The organism is Pseudomonas sp. J452 (assembly GCF_024666525.1).
Taxonomy (GTDB): Bacteria; Pseudomonadota; Gammaproteobacteria; order Pseudomonadales; family Pseudomonadaceae; genus Aquipseudomonas.
The window spans coordinates 2,583,221-2,604,475 of the sequence record NZ_CP088294.1; the positions used below are offsets into that span (position 1 = coordinate 2,583,221).

Annotated in this window: 17 protein-coding genes, 1 pseudogene and 1 riboswitch; of the genes and pseudogenes, 10 read left to right on the forward strand and 8 right to left on the reverse strand. The window is 62.4% G+C overall.

Annotated elements, in window-relative coordinates; translation table 11 throughout:
* The first annotated feature begins 6 nt into the window (after nt 1–6).
* From kdsA to ispD, 4 genes are read left to right on the forward strand one after another with little or no spacing between them, the layout of a single operon-like run.
* The gene (gene kdsA / locus LRS11_RS11720; RefSeq protein WP_260493170.1) at nt 7–852 is read left to right on the forward strand and encodes a 3-deoxy-8-phosphooctulonate synthase; all 846 of its coding nucleotides are present in this window, start codon (nt 7–9) and stop codon (nt 850–852) included.
* A 45-nt stretch (nt 853–897) separates the two neighbouring features.
* Nucleotides 898–2,187, forward strand: coding sequence for a phosphopyruvate hydratase (eno, locus tag LRS11_RS11725; RefSeq protein ID WP_260493171.1), 1,290 nt, complete (start codon nt 898–900; stop codon nt 2,185–2,187).
* A gap of 57 nt (nt 2,188–2,244) precedes the next feature.
* Nucleotides 2,245–2,526 (forward strand): cell division protein FtsB, encoded by a 282-nt coding sequence (ftsB, locus tag LRS11_RS11730; RefSeq protein WP_173204216.1) that lies wholly within the window; start codon nt 2,245–2,247, stop codon nt 2,524–2,526.
* Nucleotides 2,523–3,233, forward strand: coding sequence for a 2-C-methyl-D-erythritol 4-phosphate cytidylyltransferase (ispD, locus tag LRS11_RS11735; RefSeq protein WP_260493172.1), 711 nt, complete (start codon nt 2,523–2,525; stop codon nt 3,231–3,233). Before ftsB ends, ispD begins: the two co-directional genes overlap by 4 nt.
* An 87-nt stretch (nt 3,234–3,320) precedes the next feature.
* Here the strand turns inward: ispD and LRS11_RS22500 are convergent, their stop codons facing one another.
* On the reverse strand, nt 3,321–4,163 hold the full coding sequence (locus LRS11_RS22500; protein ID WP_409519811.1) for a methyl-accepting chemotaxis protein: 843 nt from the start codon (nt 4,161–4,163) through the stop codon (nt 3,321–3,323).
* Nucleotides 4,164–4,178: 15 nt separating this feature from the next.
* Nucleotides 4,179–5,522: pseudogene (locus LRS11_RS22505) on the reverse strand (HAMP domain-containing protein); the annotation flags it as partial.
* Nucleotides 5,523–5,776: 254 nt separating this feature from the next.
* Here LRS11_RS22505 and LRS11_RS11745 point away from each other — a divergent pair.
* Nucleotides 5,777–6,598, forward strand: a complete 822-nt coding sequence (locus tag LRS11_RS11745; protein WP_260493174.1) for a M48 family metallopeptidase — start codon at nt 5,777–5,779, stop codon at nt 6,596–6,598.
* 34 nt (nt 6,599–6,632) lie between these two features.
* Here the strand turns inward: LRS11_RS11745 and LRS11_RS11750 are convergent, their stop codons facing one another.
* From LRS11_RS11750 to LRS11_RS11765, 4 genes are all read right to left on the reverse strand, one after another.
* A complete protein-coding gene (locus LRS11_RS11750; protein WP_260493175.1) occupies nt 6,633–7,076 on the reverse strand; it encodes a ketosteroid isomerase-related protein in 444 nt (147 codons plus the stop codon).
* 105 nt (nt 7,077–7,181) lie between these two features.
* Entirely contained in the window at nt 7,182–7,763 is a 582-nt protein-coding gene (locus LRS11_RS11755; protein WP_260496907.1) for a TMEM165/GDT1 family protein, read from the reverse strand.
* Nucleotides 7,764–7,856: 93 nt separating this feature from the next.
* Nucleotides 7,857–7,970: riboswitch (yybP-ykoY riboswitch) on the reverse strand.
* 68 nt (nt 7,971–8,038) lie between these two features.
* Nucleotides 8,039–9,037, reverse strand: coding sequence for a class I SAM-dependent methyltransferase (locus LRS11_RS11760; protein WP_260493176.1), 999 nt, complete (start codon nt 9,035–9,037; stop codon nt 8,039–8,041).
* A gap of 34 nt (nt 9,038–9,071) precedes the next feature.
* Complete coding sequence (locus LRS11_RS11765) at nt 9,072–10,040, reverse strand: 2-hydroxyacid dehydrogenase (protein ID WP_260493177.1); 969 nt, start codon at nt 10,038–10,040, stop codon at nt 9,072–9,074.
* Between the two features lie 79 nt (nt 10,041–10,119).
* On the opposite strand from LRS11_RS11765, the gene LRS11_RS11770 reads away from it, so the two are divergent.
* Nucleotides 10,120–10,749 carry a LysE family transporter gene (locus LRS11_RS11770; RefSeq protein ID WP_260493178.1) on the forward strand — a complete coding sequence of 210 codons (630 nt, stop codon included), beginning with the start codon at nt 10,120–10,122 and terminating at the stop codon, nt 10,747–10,749.
* 151 nt (nt 10,750–10,900) lie between these two features.
* Here the strand turns inward: LRS11_RS11770 and LRS11_RS11775 are convergent, their stop codons facing one another.
* A complete protein-coding gene (locus LRS11_RS11775; protein WP_260493179.1) occupies nt 10,901–12,076 on the reverse strand; it encodes a thiolase family protein in 1,176 nt (391 codons plus the stop codon).
* A 172-nt stretch (nt 12,077–12,248) separates the two neighbouring features.
* Between LRS11_RS11775 and LRS11_RS11780 the strand changes: the two genes are divergently transcribed.
* From LRS11_RS11780 to LRS11_RS11795, 4 genes are all read left to right on the forward strand, one after another.
* Nucleotides 12,249–13,931: a fatty acid--CoA ligase gene (locus tag LRS11_RS11780; protein ID WP_260493180.1), complete on the forward strand. Its 1,683-nt coding sequence runs from the start codon at nt 12,249–12,251 to the stop codon at nt 13,929–13,931.
* A gap of 217 nt (nt 13,932–14,148) precedes the next feature.
* Nucleotides 14,149–16,053: a DUF1302 domain-containing protein gene (locus tag LRS11_RS11785; RefSeq protein WP_260493181.1), complete on the forward strand. Its 1,905-nt coding sequence runs from the start codon at nt 14,149–14,151 to the stop codon at nt 16,051–16,053.
* 32 nt (nt 16,054–16,085) lie between these two features.
* Entirely contained in the window at nt 16,086–17,453 is a 1,368-nt protein-coding gene (locus LRS11_RS11790; protein WP_260493182.1) for a DUF1329 domain-containing protein, read from the forward strand.
* Between the two features lie 133 nt (nt 17,454–17,586).
* Nucleotides 17,587–20,325 carry a LuxR C-terminal-related transcriptional regulator gene (locus tag LRS11_RS11795; protein ID WP_260493183.1) on the forward strand — a complete coding sequence of 913 codons (2,739 nt, stop codon included), beginning with the start codon at nt 17,587–17,589 and terminating at the stop codon, nt 20,323–20,325.
* A 42-nt stretch (nt 20,326–20,367) separates the two neighbouring features.
* Here the strand turns inward: LRS11_RS11795 and LRS11_RS11800 are convergent, their stop codons facing one another.
* Entirely contained in the window at nt 20,368–21,201 is an 834-nt protein-coding gene (locus LRS11_RS11800) for a metal-dependent hydrolase (protein ID WP_260493184.1), read from the reverse strand.
* Nucleotides 21,202–21,255: the final 54 nt, after the last annotated feature.

Consider the following 21,255-nt stretch of genomic DNA (forward strand, 5'->3'; position numbering starts at 1 on the left):
AAGGACATGACCCAGAAGATCATCAAGGTTGGCGGCATCGAGATCGCCAACGACAAGCCATTCGTGCTGTTCGGTGGCATCAACGTCATGGAATCGCGCGACCTGGCGATGAAGGCCTGTGAAGAATACGTGCGGGTTACCGAGAAGCTCGGCATCCCCTACGTGTTCAAAGCCAGCTTCGACAAGGCCAACCGTTCCTCGATCACTTCCTTCCGCGGCCCGGGCCTGGAAGAGGGCATGAAGATCTTCGAGGAAGTGAAGAAGACCTTTGGCGTGCCGGTGATTACCGACGTCCACGAGCCGCATCAAGCTGCTCCGGTGGCCGAGGTCTGCGACATCATCCAGTTGCCTGCCTTCCTCTCGCGACAGACCGATCTGGTGGTGGCCATGGCCAAGACCGGCGCGGTGATCAATATCAAGAAGGCCCAGTTCCTCGCCCCGCAGGAGATGAAACATATCCTGACCAAGTGCGAAGAGGCGGGTAACGACCAGCTGATTCTCTGCGAGCGCGGCTCCTCCTTCGGTTACAACAACCTGGTGGTGGACATGCTCGGCTTCGGCATCATGAAGCAGTTCAACTACCCGGTGTTCTTCGACGTCACCCATGCCCTGCAGATGCCGGGCGGGCGCGCCGATTCCGCCGGTGGTCGCCGTGCCCAGGTCACCGACCTGGCCAAGGCCGGCATGAGCCAGGGTCTGGCCGGCCTGTTCCTCGAGGCCCATCCGGATCCGGACAACGCCAAGTGCGACGGTCCTTGCGCCCTGCGTCTGGACAAGCTGGAACCCTTCCTCACCCAGCTCAAGCAGCTGGATGACCTGATCAAGAGTTTTGCGCCGATCGAAACTGCCTGAGTTTCGTATCCGGATCGCGTATTTCAACTGTTGGAGCTGACAAGAATGGCAAAGATCGTCGACATCAAGGGCCGTGAGGTTCTCGACTCCCGTGGCAACCCCACTGTAGAAGCCGATGTAATCCTCGACAACGGCATCATCGGCAGCGCCTGTGCGCCGTCCGGTGCTTCCACCGGTTCGCGCGAAGCGCTGGAACTGCGTGATGGCGACAAGAGCCGTTACCTGGGCAAGGGCGTGCTGAAGGCCGTGGCCAACATCAACGGCCCGATCCGTGACCTGCTGCTGGGCTTCGATGCCCGCGAGCAGAAAGCCCTCGACCTGGCCATGATCGACCTCGATGGCACCGAGAACAAAGGCAAGCTGGGCGCCAACGCCATCCTCGCCGTGTCCCTGGCCGCCGCCAAGGCTGCCGCCCAGGCCAAGGGCGTGCCGCTGTACGCACACATCGCCGACCTCAACGGCACCCCGGGTGTCTACTCGATGCCGGTCCCGATGATGAACATCATCAACGGCGGCGAGCATGCTGACAACAACGTCGACATCCAGGAGTTCATGGTCCAGCCGGTTGGCGCCAAGACCTTCTCCGACGCACTGCGCATGGGCACCGAGATCTTCCATCACCTGAAAGCCGTGCTCAAAGCCCGTGGCCTGAGCACTTCCGTCGGTGACGAAGGCGGCTTTGCGCCGAACCTGGCTTCCAACGAAGACGCCCTGGCGGCTATCGCCGAGGCCGTGGCCAACGCCGGCTACAAGCTGGGCACTGACGTGACCCTGGCCCTGGACTGCGCTTCCTCCGAGTTCTTCGAAGACGGCCAGTACGACCTGGCTGGCGAAGGCAAGGTATTCAGCGCCGAAGGTTTCGCCGACTACCTGGCCGGCCTGACCCAGCGCTACCCGATCATCTCCATCGAAGACGGCATGGACGAGTCCGACTGGGCCGGCTGGAAAGTGCTGACCGACAAGATCGGCGAGAAAGTCCAGTTGGTTGGCGACGATCTGTTCGTCACCAACACCAAGATCCTCAAGCGCGGCATCGACGAGTCGATCGGCAACTCGATCCTGATCAAGTTCAACCAGATCGGCTCGCTGACCGAAACCCTGGAAGCCATCCAGATGGCCAAGGCCGCCGGTTACACCGCGGTGATCTCGCACCGTTCCGGTGAAACCGAAGACAGCACCATCGCCGACCTGGCCGTGGGCACTGCTGCTGGCCAGATCAAGACCGGCTCGCTGTGCCGCTCGGATCGCGTGTCCAAGTACAACCAGCTGCTGCGTATCGAAGAGCAGTTGGGCGGCAAGGCTCCTTATAAAGGCCGCGCCGAGTTCCGCGGCTAAGCCGGGAATGGTAAAAGGGCAGCGCAAGCTGCCCTTTGCTTATGGATTCTGAGTTCGATGGCTAAAGCCCCTTACTGGTTGTTCCTCGCTCTGCTGCTGGTGCTGTCCGGCCTGCAGTATCGCCTGTGGGTGGGCGATGGCAGCCTGGCCCAGGTTACCGAGCTGAAGCGCCAGATCGCCGAACAGCAAGGCGAGAACGAGCGCCTGCTGGAGCGCAACCAGATTCTCGAAGCCGAGGTCATGGAGCTCAAACAGGGCACCGAGACCGTCGAGGAGCGGGCGCGCCACGAACTGGGCATGGTCAAAGAGGGCGAGACCCTCTATCAGCTGGCCGAATGACCACTGCTGCCTTGCCGCCGTTCTGGGTGGTGATTCCCGCTGCCGGCATCGGTTCGCGCATGCGTGCCGACCGTCCCAAGCAGTACCTGCAGCTGGCTGGGCGCAGCATTCTCGAGCACACCCTCGATTGTTTTCTCGATCATCCGCAGCTCAAGGGCCTGGTGCTCTGCCTGGCAGCGGACGATCCCTTCTGGCCGGCACTGCCCGCTGCCCGTGATCCACGCATCCAGCGTGTCGATGGCGGCGGCGAACGCGCCGACTCGGTACTCAATGGCCTGCTGCACCTGCGCGAGCTGGGTGCGCAGGAAGGTGATTGGGTGCTGGTGCACGATGCGGCGCGACCCAACCTGGCGCGCGCCGATCTCGACCTGCTGCTGGCCGAGCTGGCCGATGATCCGGTTGGCGGCCTGCTGGCCGTACCGGCACGCGACACCCTCAAGCGTGCCGGCGCGGATGGTCGAGTGCAGGAAACCGTCGATCGTAGCGTGATCTGGCAGGCCTATACGCCGCAGATGTTCCATTTCGCCGCGCTGCACCGTGCCCTGGCCGATGCCCTGGTTGCGGGTGTGGCGGTGACCGACGAGGCGTCGGCGCTGGAGTGGGCAGGCTTGGCGCCGCGCCTGATCGAGGGGCGGGCGGATAACCTGAAGATCACTCGCCCGGAAGACCTGGAGTGGCTGCGTCAGCGTTGGGCGCACAAGGGCTGACAGAGGCGTAGCCCGGACTTCAGTCCGGGATCTGTCGACAGCCCCGGACTGAAGTCCGGGCTACGGTCTGGGCTTTCGCTCTCCTGATTACACGCGGAACTGGTTGATCAGTCGCCGCTGCTGCTCGGCCAGCTTGGTCAGCTCGGCGCTGGCCTGGCTAGCCTCGTCGGCGCCGCCGGCCACTTCCCCGGCGACCTGGCCGATATTGGTGACGTTGCGGTTGATGTCTTCGGCCACCGCGCTCTGCTCCTCGGCGGCACTGGCGATTTGTGTGTTCATGTCGTTGATCACCGATACCGCCTGGGTGATCGACTCCAGCGCCTGAGCCGCTGCAGCAGCCTGTTGCACGCTGTCGTCGGTACGCGCCTGGCTCTGCTCCATGACGTTGACCACTTCGCGGGTGCCGTGCTGCAGCTGCTGGATCATCGTCTGGATCTCTCCGGTGGCCTGCTGGGTCTTCTGTGCCAGGTTGCGCACCTCGTCGGCCACCACGGCGAAGCCGCGACCCTGCTCGCCGGCCCGTGCCGCCTCGATCGCAGCATTGAGGGCCAGCAGGTTGGTCTGCTCGGCGATGCCGCGGATGGCTACCAGGATGGCGTTGATGTTCTCGCTGTCCTTGGCCAGGGTCTGCACCACGCCGGTGGCGCGGCCGATCTCGGTGGCCAGCGAGGCAATCGCTGCGGAGGTTTTTTGCACGATGTTCTTGCCGTCGTTGGCCGACCGGTCGGCATGGTTGGCGGCTTCGGCGGCCTGGGTAGCGTTGCGCGCCACGTCCTGGGCGGTGGCGGTCATCTCGTGCACGGCGGTGGCGACCTGGTCGATCTCAGCCATCTGCCGTTGCACGCCTTCGTTGGTGCGGATGGCGATGTCGGCGGTGTGCTCGGAGGAGTCGCTGACCTTCTGCACCGAGGTGACCACGTCGCGGATCATGTTCTGCAGTTTGTTGAGGAAGGTGTTGAAGCCGTTGGCGATCTGCCCGAGTTCGTCGGCGCGGTCCACCCGCAGGCGCACAGTCAGGTCACCGTCGCCCTTGGCAATGTCGTCGAGCATGGCGGCCATGTCCTTCAGCGGGCGGGCGATGCCGTAGCCGACGAACCAGATCACCAGCAGGCCGAGGGCGGCCACCAGCAGGCCGACCAGGGTCATGCCCAGGGTGTCGTCTTGCGCTTGCTCGGCGAGCACGCCCTGGAGTTTTTCCAGATCGGCGAAGACGGCCTTGGCCGGCAGCTCGATGGCCAGCGTCCAGCGCGTTGCGGTGCCGGCTACCTGGAAGGGCAGCAGCAGCTGGAATAGCTGCTGTTCCTGGTCGAGGTTATAGATAGGGGTGTCGTCGCGGCTTTCCTTCAGTTTGCCCATCAGGGTAGTGCCGAGTGCTGCGTCGGCCGGCTTGCCGATCAGGCTGGCATCCTTGGTCGCGGCGATCAGCGTGCCGTTGGCTGCGATCAGCGCGAGTTCGCCGGCGCCACCATACAACTTGCCTTTGGACTGGTTGAGTAGGCCCTGGATGAAGTCTAGAGCCAGGTCATTGCCGACCACGCCACGGAACTGGCCGTCGACCAGGATCGGCGCGTTGAAGGAGGAGACCAGCACCTGCTTACCGCCATAGTCGTAGGATGCCGGGTCGACCACGCAGGGCTGCTTGCTGCTTTTCGGGCAGAGGTAGTACTCGCCCTCGCGGACTCCGGTGGGCAGGCGTTTCTCGCTTTCCATCTGTACCGCGGTCAGCGCTGCCACCTTGAGTTCATTTCCTTCGCGGTACCACCAGGGCATGAAACGCCCGGTGGCATCGTAGCCGCTGGCTTCCTGGCCGGCGTAAAGATCATCGTCTTGGTCGAGGGCGTTGGGTTCCCAGCCGATATAGAGATCGAGCAGTTCCGGGTTGGCCTTGAGCGTATCGGCGACCAATGCTGACAGTTCATCGCGGCTCAGGCTGATGGAGGGTGTACCGTTCACTCCGCTGCCCAGGCTGCTGTTGAGGGTTGCCAGGGATTTGGCAATGGTCATGGGGCGCTCGAATTGACGCTGCAGCTGGCCGACCTGCGCTTCGGCCAGGGCGACCAGGCGTTGGTCGATCACTTCCTCCAGCAGGCCCTGGGTGCGTTCTTGCAGCAGGGCTTGGGTGCGCGACCCGGCGAACAGCGCGTAGAGCACCAGTGCCACCACCACGGCCAGGATGCTCGCGCCGGCCATGATGACCACGGAAAACTGGATGGACTTGAATCGCATAGAAACTCCATGTCGCTCGGATGGCGCCTTTCCCGGCATATCGGCAGCCCGGTGGCAAAGCATTAGCCTGATTTGCAACCAGTGAAGATGCCGCTGGTCTCAGGTTCTGTATAAAAGTCGTAGTGCATCGATTGGGTAGGGCAAAGGCTGCGGGACGATGCACGGACTCCTCGTATAGAGACTAGTACCAGTGAGGCCATTGTTTCGTCTCTGAGGGCGGCCTAGCATAGCCGCCCTCTTGAAATGGAGGATTGCCCTTCTCCGACTCGCTTGTATCCAAATTCGCCATAGGCCTCTCGTTCACCTGGAGAACCTTCATGAATACCTTGTTTCGCCTGACGGCCCTAGCGGCCTGCTCCCTGCTGGCGTCCTGTCAGGCCGTGAACACCACCAGCGGCGGCGCCGTTGGCGTCGAGCGCAAGCAGTACATGTTCAGCATGCTGTCGACCGCCGAGGTCAACCAGATGTATGCGCAGTCCTACCAGCAGACCCTCAGCGAGGCATCGGGTAAGGGGGTGTTGGACAAGCGCAGCAAAAATGCCAAGCGTGTCGATGCCATTGCCAGGCGTCTGATTGCCCAGGCGCCGGTATTTCGCGCGGATGCGGCGCAGTGGGACTGGCAGGTCAATCTGATCGACAGCAAGGAGCTGAATGCCAACTGTGGGCCGGGCGGCAAGATCATCGTCTACAGCGGTCTGATCGAGCAGCTGCAACTGACGGACGATGAGCTCGCTGCGGTGATGGGCCATGAGATCGCCCATGCGCTGCGTGAACACAGCCGCGAGGCGATGTCCAAGGCCTACGGCATGGAAATGGCCAAGCAGGGCGCAGGGGCCTTGCTGGGACTCGGTCAGGACAGCCTGGCGCTGGCCGATGCCGCGGTGGAGTACGGGATGATGTTGCCCAACAGCCGCGGCAACGAAAACGAAGCGGATATCATCGGTCTGGAACTGGCGGCGCGCGCTGGCTACAACCCGAATGCGGCGATCAGCCTGTGGCAGAAGATGAGTCAGGCCGGCGGTGGCGCACCGCCCGAGTTCATGAGCACTCACCCATCGTCCAGTACGCGTATCTCGTCACTGCAGGCGGCGATCCCCAAGGTCATGCCGTTGTATCAGCAGGCCAGGGGTAGGCAATGAAGTAACAACGGCGCCCAAGGGCGCCGTTTTCATTTCAGGGCAGGGCTTTTTCGGCGAACGGGCGGGTTTCCAGACCGAGCTGGGCGCGGAAGCTTTCCATGTCGAACATGGTGCAGATCTCGCGGATATCGCCGGCCGGGGTAAAGGTCCAGAAGGCCATGGCCGAGATGCTCATGACCTTGTCGCTGGGCGGGTATCCCAAAGCGGGTTTCTGGATGGTGCCGATCAGGGTGCTCCAGGTAACGACCTTGAGGCCTTCGGCGATGCAGTCCTCAATCACCACTTCCAGATCCGGCATGGCGTGGCGGATGTCCTGCACCATCTGCACGTAACCGCTACTGCTCAGCGGCCGGCCCACGAATGAGCTCTTGTAGAGAAAATCCTGACTGTGCAGCTGTTCGGCCAGGGCCAGGCGACCCTTGTTCCAAGACAGGTCGATATGCTGGCGAACCCGCTTTTTCATCTCTTCCAATGACATCTACTGCTCCTTGCCTGAGTTGGTAACTGCGCAACTTGCTGCACAGATTACCAGCCCGCCGGGTGCCGTCATCAGCCCTGAAAGGGTGCGCGGGTTCGCCGTTGCTCAGACTCCGCTGCCCAGGCCTAGAGCTTGAGAGGCTGCGTAAAGAGCCAGGGCGGCAAACGCCAGAGCGGCGAGGCGACGAATGAGCGTCAGCGGCAGACGATCGGCGGCAAAGTTGCCGGCCAGCACGACCGGCACATTGGCCAGCAGCATGCCCAGGGTGGTGCCGATGACCACCAGGAGGAAGTCCGGGTATTGCGCGGCCAGCATCACGGTAGCGATCTGCGTCTTGTCGCCCATCTCGGCGAGGAAGAACGCCACCAGGGTGGTGAGGAAGGGACCATAGCGCTTGAGGCTGGAAGCTTCGTCATCGTCGAGTTTGTCCGGAATCAGCGTCCACAGGGCCACGGCGGCAAAGCAGGCGGCCAGCACCCAGCTCAGGGTGGTGGCGGAGAAGAAGCTGGCGACCCAGTTGCCGACAGCGCCAGCGGCGGCGTGATTGGCCAGGGTGGCGACGACAATGCCCCAGATGATCGGCCAAGGTTTGCGAAAGCGGGCGGCCAGCAGCAAGGCGAGTAGTTGCGTCTTGTCGCCGATTTCAGCGAGGGCAACGATGGCGGTAGGGACGAACAGGGATTCCAACATCAGGCGGTTCCTAAGGGGCGGGTTTGACTGTGCTATGACACGTACGACCTCCCCGCCCCGGGTAAGGTGTGCGTGTCATAGGTCTTGTCAAACCCAGGCCGGTTAGGGTCTTGGGTCGCATGCGCCATGCTCTGCGGAGCAAGTGTGTTGACGCATGCCGGGTGAGCGGGCGCTCACGGGAGACTACTCCCCTAGGACGGGCGGCATTTTGCCCAACTCGGCCGGCTTGGGCAACCTAGGGCGACAGATAGTCGCGTCCGTTGGGCCTCGACTTAGCGCCGGATGGCGCGGTAGATGCGAAAGCCCTCGGCGTCCTTGAGCGTCTGGCAGCTGCCCAGGTGCTGCTCGATCAGCGGTGGATACTTGAGGAAGCTGTTGGCCACCAGGCGCAACTCGCCGCCGCGCACCAGATGGCTGGCAGCCTGGCGCAGCAGGTGTTCGCTGGCCTGGTAGTCGGTGTGCACGCCCTGGTGGAAGGGCGGATTGCTGAGGATGGCGGCCAGTTCCCGTGGCGCTGCATCGATGCCATCGCCGGCGATCACCGTGCCCTCCAGGCCATTGGCAGCCAGGGTCAGGCGGCTGCTTTCGACGGCGAAGGCATCTACGTCCAGCAGGCTGACCTGGCTCTGCGGGTAGCGGCGCTTGAGTACCGCACCGAGTACGCCGGCGCCACAGCCGAAATCGAGCAGATGACCGCTGGGCAGGCCGTCCAGGTGTTCCAGCAGCAGGGCGCTGCCACGGTCCAGGCGACCATGGCTGAACACGCCCGGCAGGCTGAGCACTTGCAGTGGGCCGTCGCTCAGCTCCAGCCGATAGCGTTGCGCCAGGCTGTGCAGGTCAGGCGTCGCGGGGGAGTGCGTGACGCTGACCTGCCACAGCTGGCAGTGGCGGGCGCTGTCCAGCTTGCGCGGTTTGCCATAGGCGGCCAGCTGCTTGGCGGCGCGTTCGATGCCGCCGCGTTTCTCGCCGACCAGATACAGCTCGCCACCAGCCAGGCGCGCGGCTAGCGCCTGCAGCAGGTAATCGGTGAGTTCGCGTGATTTGGGCAGGAACAGCACGGCGCTGGCGAAACTGCGCTGCGGGGCGCGGGTGCCGAACTGGCTGCGCCCGGCGAAGCGTGCCTCCAGTACCTGCTGCTCGCCGGCATGCCAGCTCCAGCCGTGGGCGTGCGGCAACTGGCCGAGCAGGTCATCGGCGGGCAGCCCGGCGAGCAGCAGGTCGCCTTGGAAGAGTTCTGCCTGGCGCAGGAGTACTTCGCTGCGTGGGTCCATTCCTGTTCTCCGGCCGCTGAAAAAGGCGCGTAGTTTACCCGCTGACTACCCGTTTGGGCGCGCCGGAAAAGAACGCCGTCGCGTTCTCGGCCAGTTGCCCGACGATGCGCTGGCGCGCCTCGCGGCTGCCCCAGGCATTGTGCGGGGTGATGATCAGGCTCGGAATGTCCGTTGCCAGAAGTGGATTGCCGTGGCGCGGCGGTTCCTCGCTGAGCACGTCGCAGGCCGCGCCGCCCAGATGGCCGGCGCGCAGGGCATCGGCCAGGGCCTGTTCGTCGACCAGGCCGCCGCGGGCGGTGTTGATCAGCAGCGCTTGCGGCTTCATCAGGGCCAGCTCGGCGGCACCGATCAGGTGGCGGGTGTCCTCGGTTAGCGGGCAGTGCAGGGTCAGGGCATCCACCTGGGGTAGCAGTTGCTGCAGCGGCAAACGGTCGGCACGCGGCGGGCGGCCGGGCAGGGCGCCGAGTAGCACGCGCATGCCGAAGGCCTCGGCCAGGCGCGCCACCGCACCGCCCAGTTCGCCATGGCCGAGCAGGCCGAGGGTCTTGCCCTCCAGCTCGATGATCGGGAAGTCCAGCAGGCAGAACTGGCTGGCGCGCTGCCAGGCGCCGTCACGGATGGCGCGCTGGTAGTCCGGCAGGCGGGTGGCCAGGGCGAGCAGTAGCATCAGGCAGTGCTGCGCCACCGACGGGGTGCCGTAGCCCTGGCAGTTGCAGACGCTGATGCCCCGTGCGCGGGCGGCCGCCAGGTCGATATTGTTGGTGCCGGTGGCGGAGACCAGGATCAGTTTGAGCTCGGGGCAGGCGGCCAGGGTGGCGGCATCCAGGCGCACCTTGTTGCTGATCGCCACCTGGGCGCCCTGCAGGCGTTCGGCCACCTGCTCAGGTGCGCTGCTGGCGTGCAGGGTCAGCTCGCTGAAGGCCAGGCGCAGTGGCGCCATGTCCAGGTCGCCAAGGTCGAGGGAGGCGTGATCGAGGAAGACCGCGCGGGTGCTGTTGTTCATCAACTGTGCCTGTCGTCAGCAAGGGGGCTGGCGTAAGGTTGCCAGCCTGGACAGATGTTTCCCACTATTTGGAGGTTGTATGTACTGGGCGGAGTTTCTCACCGTGGCGCTGATCCACCTGCTGGCTGTGGCCAGCCCGGGGCCGGATTTTGCCATCGTGGTGCGCGAGAGCGTGGCCCATGGCCGCCGTGCCGGCACCTGGACCGCCGTGGGTGTTGGGACGGGCATCTTCGTGCATGTCGCTTATTCGCTGCTGGGTATCGGCCTGATCGTGTCGCAGTCGATCGTGCTGTTCAACGCGCTGAAGTGGCTGGCGGCGGCCTACCTGTTCTATATCGGCATCAAGGCCTTGCGCGCGCGCCCGGCGCCGGCGGGTGCCCTGGAGGTACAGGCGGATGGGCTGGCGCGCTCGGCACGCAGCGCGTTCATGACCGGCTTCGTCACCAATGGTGTGAATCCCAAGGCCACGCTGTTCTTCCTGTCGCTGTTCACCGTGGTGATCAATCCGCATACCCCGCTCACCGTGCAGGCGGGTTACGGGGTCTACCTGGCCTTTGCTACGGGCTTGTGGTTCTGCTTGGTGGCGCTGTTGTTCAGTCAGGCGCGAGTGCGCTCTGGTTTCGCACGGATGGGCCACTGGTTCGACCGGATGATGGGTGCTGTGCTGGTCGGGTTGGGCATCAAGCTGGCCTTTACCGAGCTGCGCTGAGCGGTGCCGTTGTAGGAGCGAGCTCTGCTCGCGAAGCGCTTTACGGGCCTGATTCGCGAGCAGAGCTCGCTCCTACAAGTGCTGTGTACCTTCTCAAGCCATATGTCATAAAAAAGCCCCGCCTAGGCGGGGCTTTTCGTTGGCGCACTAGTTACAGCAGTTCGATCGCCACTGCGGTGGCTTCGCCGCCGCCGATGCACAGCGAGGCCACGCCGCGCTTGCCGCCTTTCTTCTGCAGGGCGTTGATCAGGGTGACGATCAGGCGCGAGCCGGTGGAGCCGACCGGGTGGCCCTGGGCGCAGGCGCCGCCATAGACGTTGACCTTGGCGTGATCCAGGCCGTGCTCACGAATGGCCAGCATGGTGACCATGGCGAAGGCTTCGTTGATCTCGAACAGATCGACATCAGCCTTGCTCCAGCCGGTCTTCTTGAACAGGTTACTCATGGCACCGATCGGCGCGATGGTGAACTCGCTCGGGTCCTGGCTCTGGGTGGCGTGGGCGACGATCCTGGCCAGCGGCTTGAGGCCACGCTTGGCGGCTTCTTCTGCGGTCATCAGCACCAGGGCACTGGCGCCGTCGGAGATCGAGCTGGCGTTGGCGGCGGTGATGGTGCCGTCCTTCTTGAACGCCGGCTTGAGGCCGGGGATCTTATCCAGGTTGGCATTCAGCGGCTGCTCGTCGTCCTTGACCACGACTTCGCCCTTGCGGCTGGTGACGGTGACCGGAACGATCTCGCTGGCCAGCGAGCCGTCGGCGATGGCGGCCTGGGCGCGCTTGAGCGACTCGATGGCGTAGGCGTCCATCTCTTCACGGCTGATGCCGTACTGGTCGGCGGTTTCCTGAGCGAAGGAACCCATCAGGCGCCCGGTGCGGGCGTCTTCCAGGCCGTCGAGGAACATGTGGTCCTTGATCTCGCCATGGCCCATGCGCAGGCCGGTACGGGCTTTTTCAAGGATATAGGGGGCATTGGACATGCTTTCCATGCCGCCGGCGACCATGATCTGGTTGCTGCCGGCCTTGAGCGCGTCGAAGGCCTGCATCACGGCCTTCATGCCGGAACCGCACAGTTTGTTGATGGTGGTGCAGCCAGTGGCGGCAGGCAGGCCGGCACCCAGCGAAGCCTGGCGGGCTGGGCCCTGCTTGAGGCCGGCGGGCAGCACGCAGCCCATGATCACTTCCTGCACGTCGGCGGGCTGGATGCCGGCACGGGCCACGGCTTCGCGGATGGCGATGGCGCCCAGCTCCACGGCGGGCACGCCGGACAGGCTGCCCTGAAAGCCACCCATGGGGGTGCGGGCGCCGCTGACGATGACGATATCGGACATCGGTATTACCTCTTGTTGGAAAACCTAATACCACTGGATTGGGGTGATTCTACTCCGTGACTAAAAGTGGCCAAAGAGTCATGGGGAAAATCATTCTTTGGGCTGATTAAGCATGGCTTGCGCCCCTCTAGATTGGGCGCCATAGAACAACTCCAAGAAATCAGGTGCCGACATGCTGCAGACCAAGATCATCCCGCCAACCGAAAGTGCTAACCAGGCGCCGCTGCTGATCAAGCGTCTGCTGCTTTCTGGCGTCCGCTATGAAAAGACCCGCGAGATCGTCTATCGCGATCTGGTGCGCTACAACTACGCCACCTTCAATGAGCGTGTGGCGCGCCTGGCCAATGTGCTGAGCGAGGCCGGGGTCAAGGCTGGCGATACCGTGGCGGTGATGGACTGGGACAGCCATCGTTACCTGGAGTGCATGTTTGCCATTCCGATGATCGGCGCGGTGCTGCATACCATCAACATCCGCCTGTCTGCCGATCAGATCCTCTACACCATGAACCATGCCGAGGATAAGTTCGTCCTGGTCAACAGCGAGTTCGTGCCGCTCTACAAGGGTATCGAAAGTCAGCTGACTACTGTGGCCAAGACCATTTTGCTGACAGACGCGCCGGAAAAAACCGCAGACATCACCAATCTGGTGGGCGAATACGAGAACCTGCTGGCCGCTGCCAGCACGAAGTATGACTTCCCGGATTTCGACGAGAACTCGGTAGCCACCACCTTCTACACCACCGGCACCACGGGTAATCCCAAGGGCGTGTACTTCACCCACCGCCAACTGGTGCTGCACACCCTGGCCGAGGCCAGTGTGCTGGGCAGCCTGGATAGCGTGCGCCTGCTCGGTACCAATGATGTGTACATGCCGATCACGCCGATGTTCCACGTGCATGCCTGGGGCATTCCGTATGTGGCCACCATGCTTGGCGTGAAACAGGTCTATCCGGGGCGTTACGACCCCGAGCTGCTGGTGCAGTTGTGGCAAAAGGAGAAGGTCACCTTCTCCCACTGTGTGCCGACCATCCTGCAGATGGTGCTCAATGCCAAGGCTGGGCAGGGCGTGGATTTTGGCGGCTGGAAACTGATCATCGGCGGCAGCGCGCTGAATCGTGCCCTGTACGAGACTTCTAAGGCGCGCGGCATTCAGCTTACTGCGGCCTATGGCATGTCCGAGACCTGCCCGCTGATTTCCTGTGGCCATATCAATGATGAGTTGTTCGCGGGCAGCGAAAACGAGCGCATCAGCTATCGGATCAAGGCGGGTGTCCCGGTGCCGCTGGTGGAGGCGGCCATCATGGCTGCGGATGGGAGTCTGCTGCCGGCCGATGGCGAGACTCAGGGGGAGCTGGTGTTGCGTGCGCCCTGGCTGACCATGGGTTACTTCAACGAGCCGCAAAAAAGTGCCGAGCTGTGGGAGCACGGCTGGCTGCATACCGGCGATGTGGCGACCCTGGATGACTTCGGTTTCATCGATATCCGTGATCGCATCAAGGATGTGATCAAGACCGGTGGCGAGTGGCTGTCTTCGCTGGAGCTGGAGGATCTGATCAGTCGCCATCCAGCCGTGCGTGAAGTGGCAGTGGTGGGGATTGCCGACCCGCAGTGGGGGGAGCGTCCATTCGCGTTACTGGTCGTCCGTGAGGGGCAAACCCTCGATGCGCGTGGGCTGAAGGAGCATCTCAAGCCCTTCGTCGAGCAGGGCAGTATCAACAAGTGGGCGATACCCAGTCAGATTGCACTTGTTACCGATATTCCCAAGACCAGCGTGGGTAAGCTGGATAAGAAACGCATTCGCCTGGATATCGCCCAGTGGCAGGCTGCGGGGAGTGCATTCCTGTCTACTCTGTAGGCGCCTGGTCACGCCAGTCGCGGCCTTTATCAAGAACCGAGCAAACGCTTGGCTTGTAAATTGCTGTCTAACGGCGTGCTTTCAGCCCGTATGAGTTTACTGACTCGGCGGTCTAGAGGGGTTGGGCTCGGAAATCACACTTTCGGGGGATCAAGCTCAAGAGACCACTGGCTATAGTCCGCACCATCCATAACAAAAAACACATGGAGTAGCGTCGATGACAACAACTAAACCGTTCTGGCGTCTGGCCAAACTGCCTCTGGCAGTCAGCCTTGCCTCAACCCTGGCTGCCCCGGCATTCGGCGTCACCTTCAACATCGGTGAGATCGAGGGTCAGCTCGACTCCTCTCTCTCCGTAGGTGCAAGCTGGTCCACGCGCGGTGCCGATCCTGATCTGATCGGTGTCAACAACGGCGGCCAAGGCCTGTCGCAGACCACCGACGACGGTCGCCTGAACTTCAAGAAGGGCGAAACCTTCTCGAAGATCTTCAAGGGCATCCACGACCTCGAGCTGAAGTACGGCGACACCGGCGTGTTCGTCCGTGGCAAGTACTGGTACGACTTCGAATTGAAGGACGAGAGCCGTCTGTTCAAGGATATCGACGACAGCAACCGTAAAGAGGGTGCCCAGGCATCCGGTGCGGAAATCCTCGACGCCTTCGTCTACCACAACTACTCCATCGCCGATCAGCCGGGCTCCGTGCGTCTGGGCAAGCAGGTGGTGAGCTGGGGTGAAAGTACTTTCATCCAGAACAGCATCAACGCAGTCAACCCGGTCGACGTTTCTGCGTTCCGTCGCCCTGGCGCCGAGATCAAGGAAGGCCTGATTCCGGTCAACATGTTCTACGTGTCGCAGAGTCTTACTGAGAATCTGTCTGCCGAAGCCTTCTATCAGCTTGAGTGGAGCCAGACTGTAGTCGACAACTGCGGTACTTTCTTCTCCCAAGTCGATGTGGCTGCAGACGGTTGTGATGACAACCTGCGTCTGCTGTCCAACAACATTGATCGGGTCGATGGGATTCTCAACCCGATTCTGGTAGGGGGCGGTCTGGACCCGCTAGACGTCAATTCCGAGGGTAACCTGGTTGTCCGTGCGGATGATCGCGACGCTCGTGATAGCGGGCAGTGGGGTTTGGCGTTCCGCTACTTCTTCGAGCCGCTGGACACTGAGTTCGGCGCTTATGCGATGAACTACCACAGTCGTGCACCGATTCTCAGTGCCACTGCTCCTGGTCAAGATGTGTATGACGTTGCCAACGCCATTCTGCCGGTTCTTAACGGTTCCGCCTCTGCGCTGGCGATTGCCGGTAGCTCCAGCTATTTCATGGAGTATCCGGAAGACATCCGTCTCTATGGCTTGAGCTTCTCCACTACTCTGCCTACCGGTACTGCTTGGAGTGGCGAGGTCAGCTATCGCCCCAACGCCCCGGTTGCGCTCAATACCACGGACGTTCTCTACTCGGCTGTGCGTCCGTTGACCAACCCTGGCTTTGACAACCCGTATGCTGACGCTTCGGTCCTTGATGGGGCCGTGGGTTCTACTCGTCATGGGTATAACCGCAAGGAAGTTACCCAGATTCAAACCACCTTCACCCACTTCGTCGATCAGGTTATGGGCGCCAGCCGTCTGACTCTGGTGGGCGAGGTTGGTATGACCTTCGTGGGTGGTTTGGAGCACTCCAGCGAAGCACGCTATGGTCGTGATCCGGTCTTCGGCCCGGGCGAACTGCCAAATGGCACTTGTGAACTCCTGAACAACGCCACTGTCGCTGGTGCTCTCGACAATGCCGACTACTCCAACGCCACCAAAGACTGCAACGACGACGGTTACACCACGCACAGCTCCTGGGGCTATCGCACCCGTGCCATCTGGGATTACCCGGACGTGTTCGCCGGTGTGAACCTGCGCCCGAGCGTAGCCTGGTCGCATGACGTTGACGGTTACTCGCCTGGTCCTGCTGCCAACTTCGAAGAAGGCCGTAAGGCTGTCAGCCTTGGCGTGGAAGCCGAGTACCAGAACACCTACACGGCCAACCTGTCCTACACCGACTTCTTCGGTGGCGAGTACAACACTTCGATCGACCGTGACTTCGTAGCCTTTAGCGTCGGCGCCAGCTTCTAAGCGACCAGGATCCTTTGAGGAAAGACATGCAAATGAAAACAACAAAATACCTGCTGCAATCCGGTGCCCTGGCTCTGTCTCTGATGGCTACCAGTGTGATGGCTGCAGTTTCTGCCGATGAAGTAGCCAAGCTGGGCACCAGCCTGACTCCGCTGGGGGCGGAGAAGGCCGGTAATGCCGATGGCTCGATTCCCGAGTGGACCGGCGGTCTGCCGAAATCCGCGGGTACGGTCGATGAGCGCGGCTTCCTGTCCAACCCGTTCGCCAGTGAGCAGCCGCTGTTCACCATCACTGCGCAGAACCTGGATCAGTACAAGGACAAACTGACCCCGGGTCAGGTTGCGATGTTCAAGCGCTATCCGGACAGCTACAAGATTCCGGTGTACAAGACCCATCGTTCCGCCACCGTGCCGCAGAACGTGCAGGACGATGCCAAGTTCAACGCCGCCAACACCAAGCTGGTTGAAGGTGGTAACGGCCTGGAGAACTTCAAGTCCGCGTACCCCTTCCCGATGCCGCAGAACGGCCTGGAAGCAATCTGGAACCAGATCACCCGTTACCGCGGTGGCAGCGTGCGTCGTCTGGTCACCCAGGCCACTCCGCAGCCGAACGGTTCCTATAGCCTGGTGTACTTCCAGGACGAGTTCAGCTTCCCGACCAGTCTGACCGACTATGACCCGAGCAAGCCGAGCAACATCCTGTTTTACTTCAAGCAGCGTGTAACCGCTCCTTCGCGTCTGGCTGGTAACGTGCTGCTGGTGCACGAAACCCTCAACCAGGTGAAAGAGCCGCGTCTGGCCTGGCTGTACAACGCCGGTCAGCGTCGCGTGCGTCGTGCCCCGCAGGTTTCCTACGACGGCCCAGGTACCGCCGCCGACGGCCTGCGTACTTCCGACAACTTCGACATGTATAACGGCGCACCTGACCGTTATGACTGGAAGCTGAACGGCAAGAAGGAGATCTATATCCCGTACAACACCTACGCGCTGGATTCGCCGAAGGTCAAGTACGCCGATATCGTCAAGGCTGGCCACATCAACCAGGAACTGAGCCGTTACGAGCTGCACCGTGTGTGGCACGTGACCGGTACCCTGAAGGCGGGCGAGCGTCACATCTACGCCAAGCGTGATGTGTACATTGATGAAGATACCTGGCAAGCCGCGGTAATCGACCACTACGACGGTCGTGGTGCCCTGTGGCGTGTGGCTGAAGCCCATGCTCAGTACTACTACGACAAAGAAGTGCCGTGGTACACCGTGGAAACCCTGTACGACATCATCTCCGGTCGTTACCTGGCTCTGGGTATGAAGAACGAGGAAAAACAATCCTACGACTTCAACTACAAGGCTGGCACCAGCGATTACACCCCGGCAGCCCTGCGTCAGGCTGGCGTGCGTTAATCCGCTACCCGCAACAAGAAAAAGCCGGCCTAGTGCCGGCTTTTTTCTTTCCGGGGACAAAGCGGGCTTCAAATACAGAGAGCAAGGGGCTAGGCTGCGCTCATTTAACTGCCGATGAGCCGCAATCTGCCCAGTGACTGACCTGTCCCGCTCGCCCAGCATCGCCTGTTTGCCTGTCAACTCTGGGGAAGGGCGTTTCTTTCGTCCGCCGTTGCCAGACGGCTATGTTCTGCGTCCGCGTTTGTGCGAGCGGCTTGCCGAGGGTATGGCGGGGCGTTTGCTGCTGGTCTGTGCGCCTGCAGGCTTCGGTAAGAGTTCACTGGCCATCGAGTTCTGCGAGCGTTTGCCGGAGCAGTGGCAGAGTCTCTGGCTTGGCCTGAGTCGGCGCGACAGCGATCCAGGACGTTTCCTGGAACGTCTATTGGACGGCTTGCGCCAGTCGTTCCCGGCCATTGGCGAGGAAGCGCTGGGGCTGTTGAAGATGCGTCAGCGGCATCAGCCGTTTGCCTTCGAGGAGCTGCTGGATGGGCTGCTCGATGAGTTGGGCCAGCGCTTGGATCCTGCGGCCCCCCTCTTGTTGGTCCTGGACGACTACCACCTGGCCCAAGGCGCGGTGCTGGATCGTTGCCTGCAGTTTTTCCTCAATCACCTGCCTGCGGGAATGCTGCTGCTGGTCACCAGTCGCCAGCGTCCGGACTGGCATCTGGCCCGCTTGCGCCTGTCGCGGCTGTTGCTTGAGCTGCAGGAGCAGGATCTGCGTCTGACCACGGAGGAGACCCAAGAGCTGCTGGCCAGCCAAGGGGCGAGCCTCGATGGTGAGGCCTTGCACAATCTCCTGCAGCGCAGTGAGGGTTGGGTGGCTGGGCTGCGCCTGTGGCTGCTGACGGCGGATGAAGCGGGTAGCGAAGAATCGGTGCGGGACCTGCACGGCGCCCAGGGGCTGATTCGCGACTACTTGCTGGAAGAAGTCATTGAGCGCCAGCCTGCCGAGGTGCAGAGCTTCCTCTACGATACGGCGTGCCTGGAGCGTTTCTGCGTCGAACTGTGCGATGCGGTGCGTGAGAGCCATGACAGCGCGGCGATCCTGCAACACTTGCAGGCCAACCAGATATTTCTGGTGCCGCTGGATGAGCACGGGCGCTGGTTCCGCTATCACCACCTGTTTTCCGACTTGCTGCGCGCCAGTCCGGCGCTAGGACTGACCCTGCCGTTGTCGAGCCTGCACTTGCGCGCCTGCCGCTGGTTCAGTGGGCAAGGCGTGCTTGATGAGGCGGTGGAGCAGGCCTTGCGCGCCGGTCAGCCGGATGTAGCAGCCAACCTGGTGCAGAATTTCTCCGAAGAACATCTGCTGGCCGAGCAAAATGTGGCCATGCTGCTGCGCTGGAAGATGGATTTGCCCGATAGCCTGCTGGGTAGCACGCCACGCTTGATTGTGTTGTATAGCTGGGCTCTGGCCCTGGCCTGTCAGTTGGATGCGGCGGAAGACTTGGCCAGCCAGCTTGTGCGTTTCCTGCCCGCCCCCTCAGCGGTGGAGCAACAATCGCTGCTGGCCCAATGGCTGGCCGTAAGTGGCGTGATTGCCCGTGGCCGTGGCGATAGCGCACGAGCCGAGGAATATTGCACGGCGGCCTTGGCGACCCTGCCGGTACAACGCTTCGGGCCGCGGCTTTTGTGCCTGTCGACACTGGCCAACCTGGCGGTGGTCAGCGGTGATCTGTGGCGCGCCCGCGGTCTCAATCGAGAGGCCCTGGAGTTGGCTCAGCGCCAGGGTAATCCGTTGTTCGAGGCCTTCTGTCACTACGATCGTGGCAGGGTGCTGCAGGCGCGTGGCGAAGTGACCCGTGCGCTCGAAGAGGTGCGCCACGGTCTGCAATGTCTGCGCGAGTTACCCGCGCAGCGTTTGTATGCCGTGCGGGCGCGACTGACCTTGTACGAGGGCTTCCTGCTGGCATTGCGTCTGCAACCCGATGAGGCGAAGAGTCGCCTGCTGGCCGGCGTTGCCGAAGCCCGTGGTTGTCGGGATATCAGCCTGCTGATCGGATATTGCATTCTGGCCAGCCAAGAGGGGCGTTCTGGACGTTTTGCCGAGGCCTTTGCCTATCTGGCCGAGGCCGAGCGGCTGATGCATGTCTGGGATGTTCCGCCGGTTTACTACCTGGCAATGATCACCCTGAGCAAGTGTGAGTTGTGGTTGACCCAGGGGCAGGTCGAGTTGGCCAATGCCTGGTTGGTGCGTCTGGCGGATACCTACAGTGGCGAGCAGGCGGCGACGGCGCCGGAGTTTCATCCACAGCTGTCCCTGCACATTGAAATCCACCGTGCTGCACTGGAGCGTCGTCAGGGCCAGGTGGAGGCTGCCGAGCGCCGTCTGCGGGCTCTGGTGATAAGGGCGCAGAGCTGCGGCGGGCAGTTGCTCGGCACTTTCGCCCATGTCCAGTTGACCTTGCTGTTGTGCTCCACCGGTCGTGAACGGGAAGCCCAGCAGCAACTGCTGAGTTGCCTGGAGGCTGCTGCCGGTGGCTGCCTGTTACCCTTCCACGAATTGCTTGCCCATCAGCCGGACTGGCTGCGCGAGCAGTTGCAGACCGCGCCGAACACCGTCCTGACCGAGGCCTTGCAACTGCATTTGCCGGAGAGTGCGGAAGTGGGGCAGAACTTCGCTTCTCTGGGCGCGGCGGAGAGCCTGAGTACCCGCGAGCTGGCGGTTCTGCGCCTGATTGCGCTGGGTTGCTCGAATCAGGAAATCAGCGAGCGTCTGTTCATCTCGCTGCATACCGTGAAGACCCATGCCCGCCACATCAACAGCAAGCTGGGGGTGGAGCGGCGCACCCAGGCCGTGGCGCGGGCCAAGAGCCTAGGGCTGTTGCGTTAGAGGCTGTTGCCGTTTCGTTCGCGAGCGAAGCGCGAACAGACCCTAAGCGGTCTCGACTACCCCGTCGAACTCGCGGCGATACTGCAGAATCACCTGCATGTTGTCGTGCTGCCAGGGGTGGAAGTCGCGCTTGTAGAAGTCCAGGTAGGTGCGCACCAGCGGACGCAGGATGCCGCGGCTGCCCCACAACCAACCCAGCCCGTCGCGCCATACCCGCCAGTTCCACAGCAGTCCATCGCGCTTGAGCATGTGCACCAGGCCCTTGAAGGTATCCAGGGTGAAATACAGCGTGCTGTGCAGCATGGCCCGCCGCCGCAGCCAGACGCTGCCGCAGACCTGTTGGTAGAGATCGAAGGCAACCGCCTTGTGTTCGCTTTCTTCCAGCGCATGCCAACGCCACAGTTTAGCCATGCTCGGTTCGGCTCCGGCCAGCCAATCCGGGTTCTGCAGAATGGCGTCGGCCATTATCGCGGTGAAATGCTCAACGGCCACGGTGGAAGCCAGGTGCACCTTGGGCGGCAGATGTTTGCGCACAAAGGCCAGGCGGCGCTTCAGGCGATGCTCCAGGTAGTCAAGGTCGTAGCCGCAGTGGCGCAGTGCCTCGCTGTAGCGATCATGCTCGCGGCTGTGGTGTGCCTCCTGGCCGATAAATCCACTGATCTGCTTCTGCAGGTGCGGGTCCGTGGCCTGGTCGCGGTAGTGCCGCACCGAGTCGATGAAGAAGCGCTCGCCATCCGGAAACAGCAGCGACATGGCATCGAAGAAGTGGCTCTTGAAGGCATTGTCGCCGTGCCAGTGGCGCACCCAGGGCTGGGGCAGGGTAAAGCCGGGCTGGCGTGCCTTGATCAGCAGGTCTGGCGGTGTCGGGCTGGGCATGGCGCCTCCCCTGTAATTGTTATGGTCTGCCAGGACTATGGGCTTGTGGGCTTT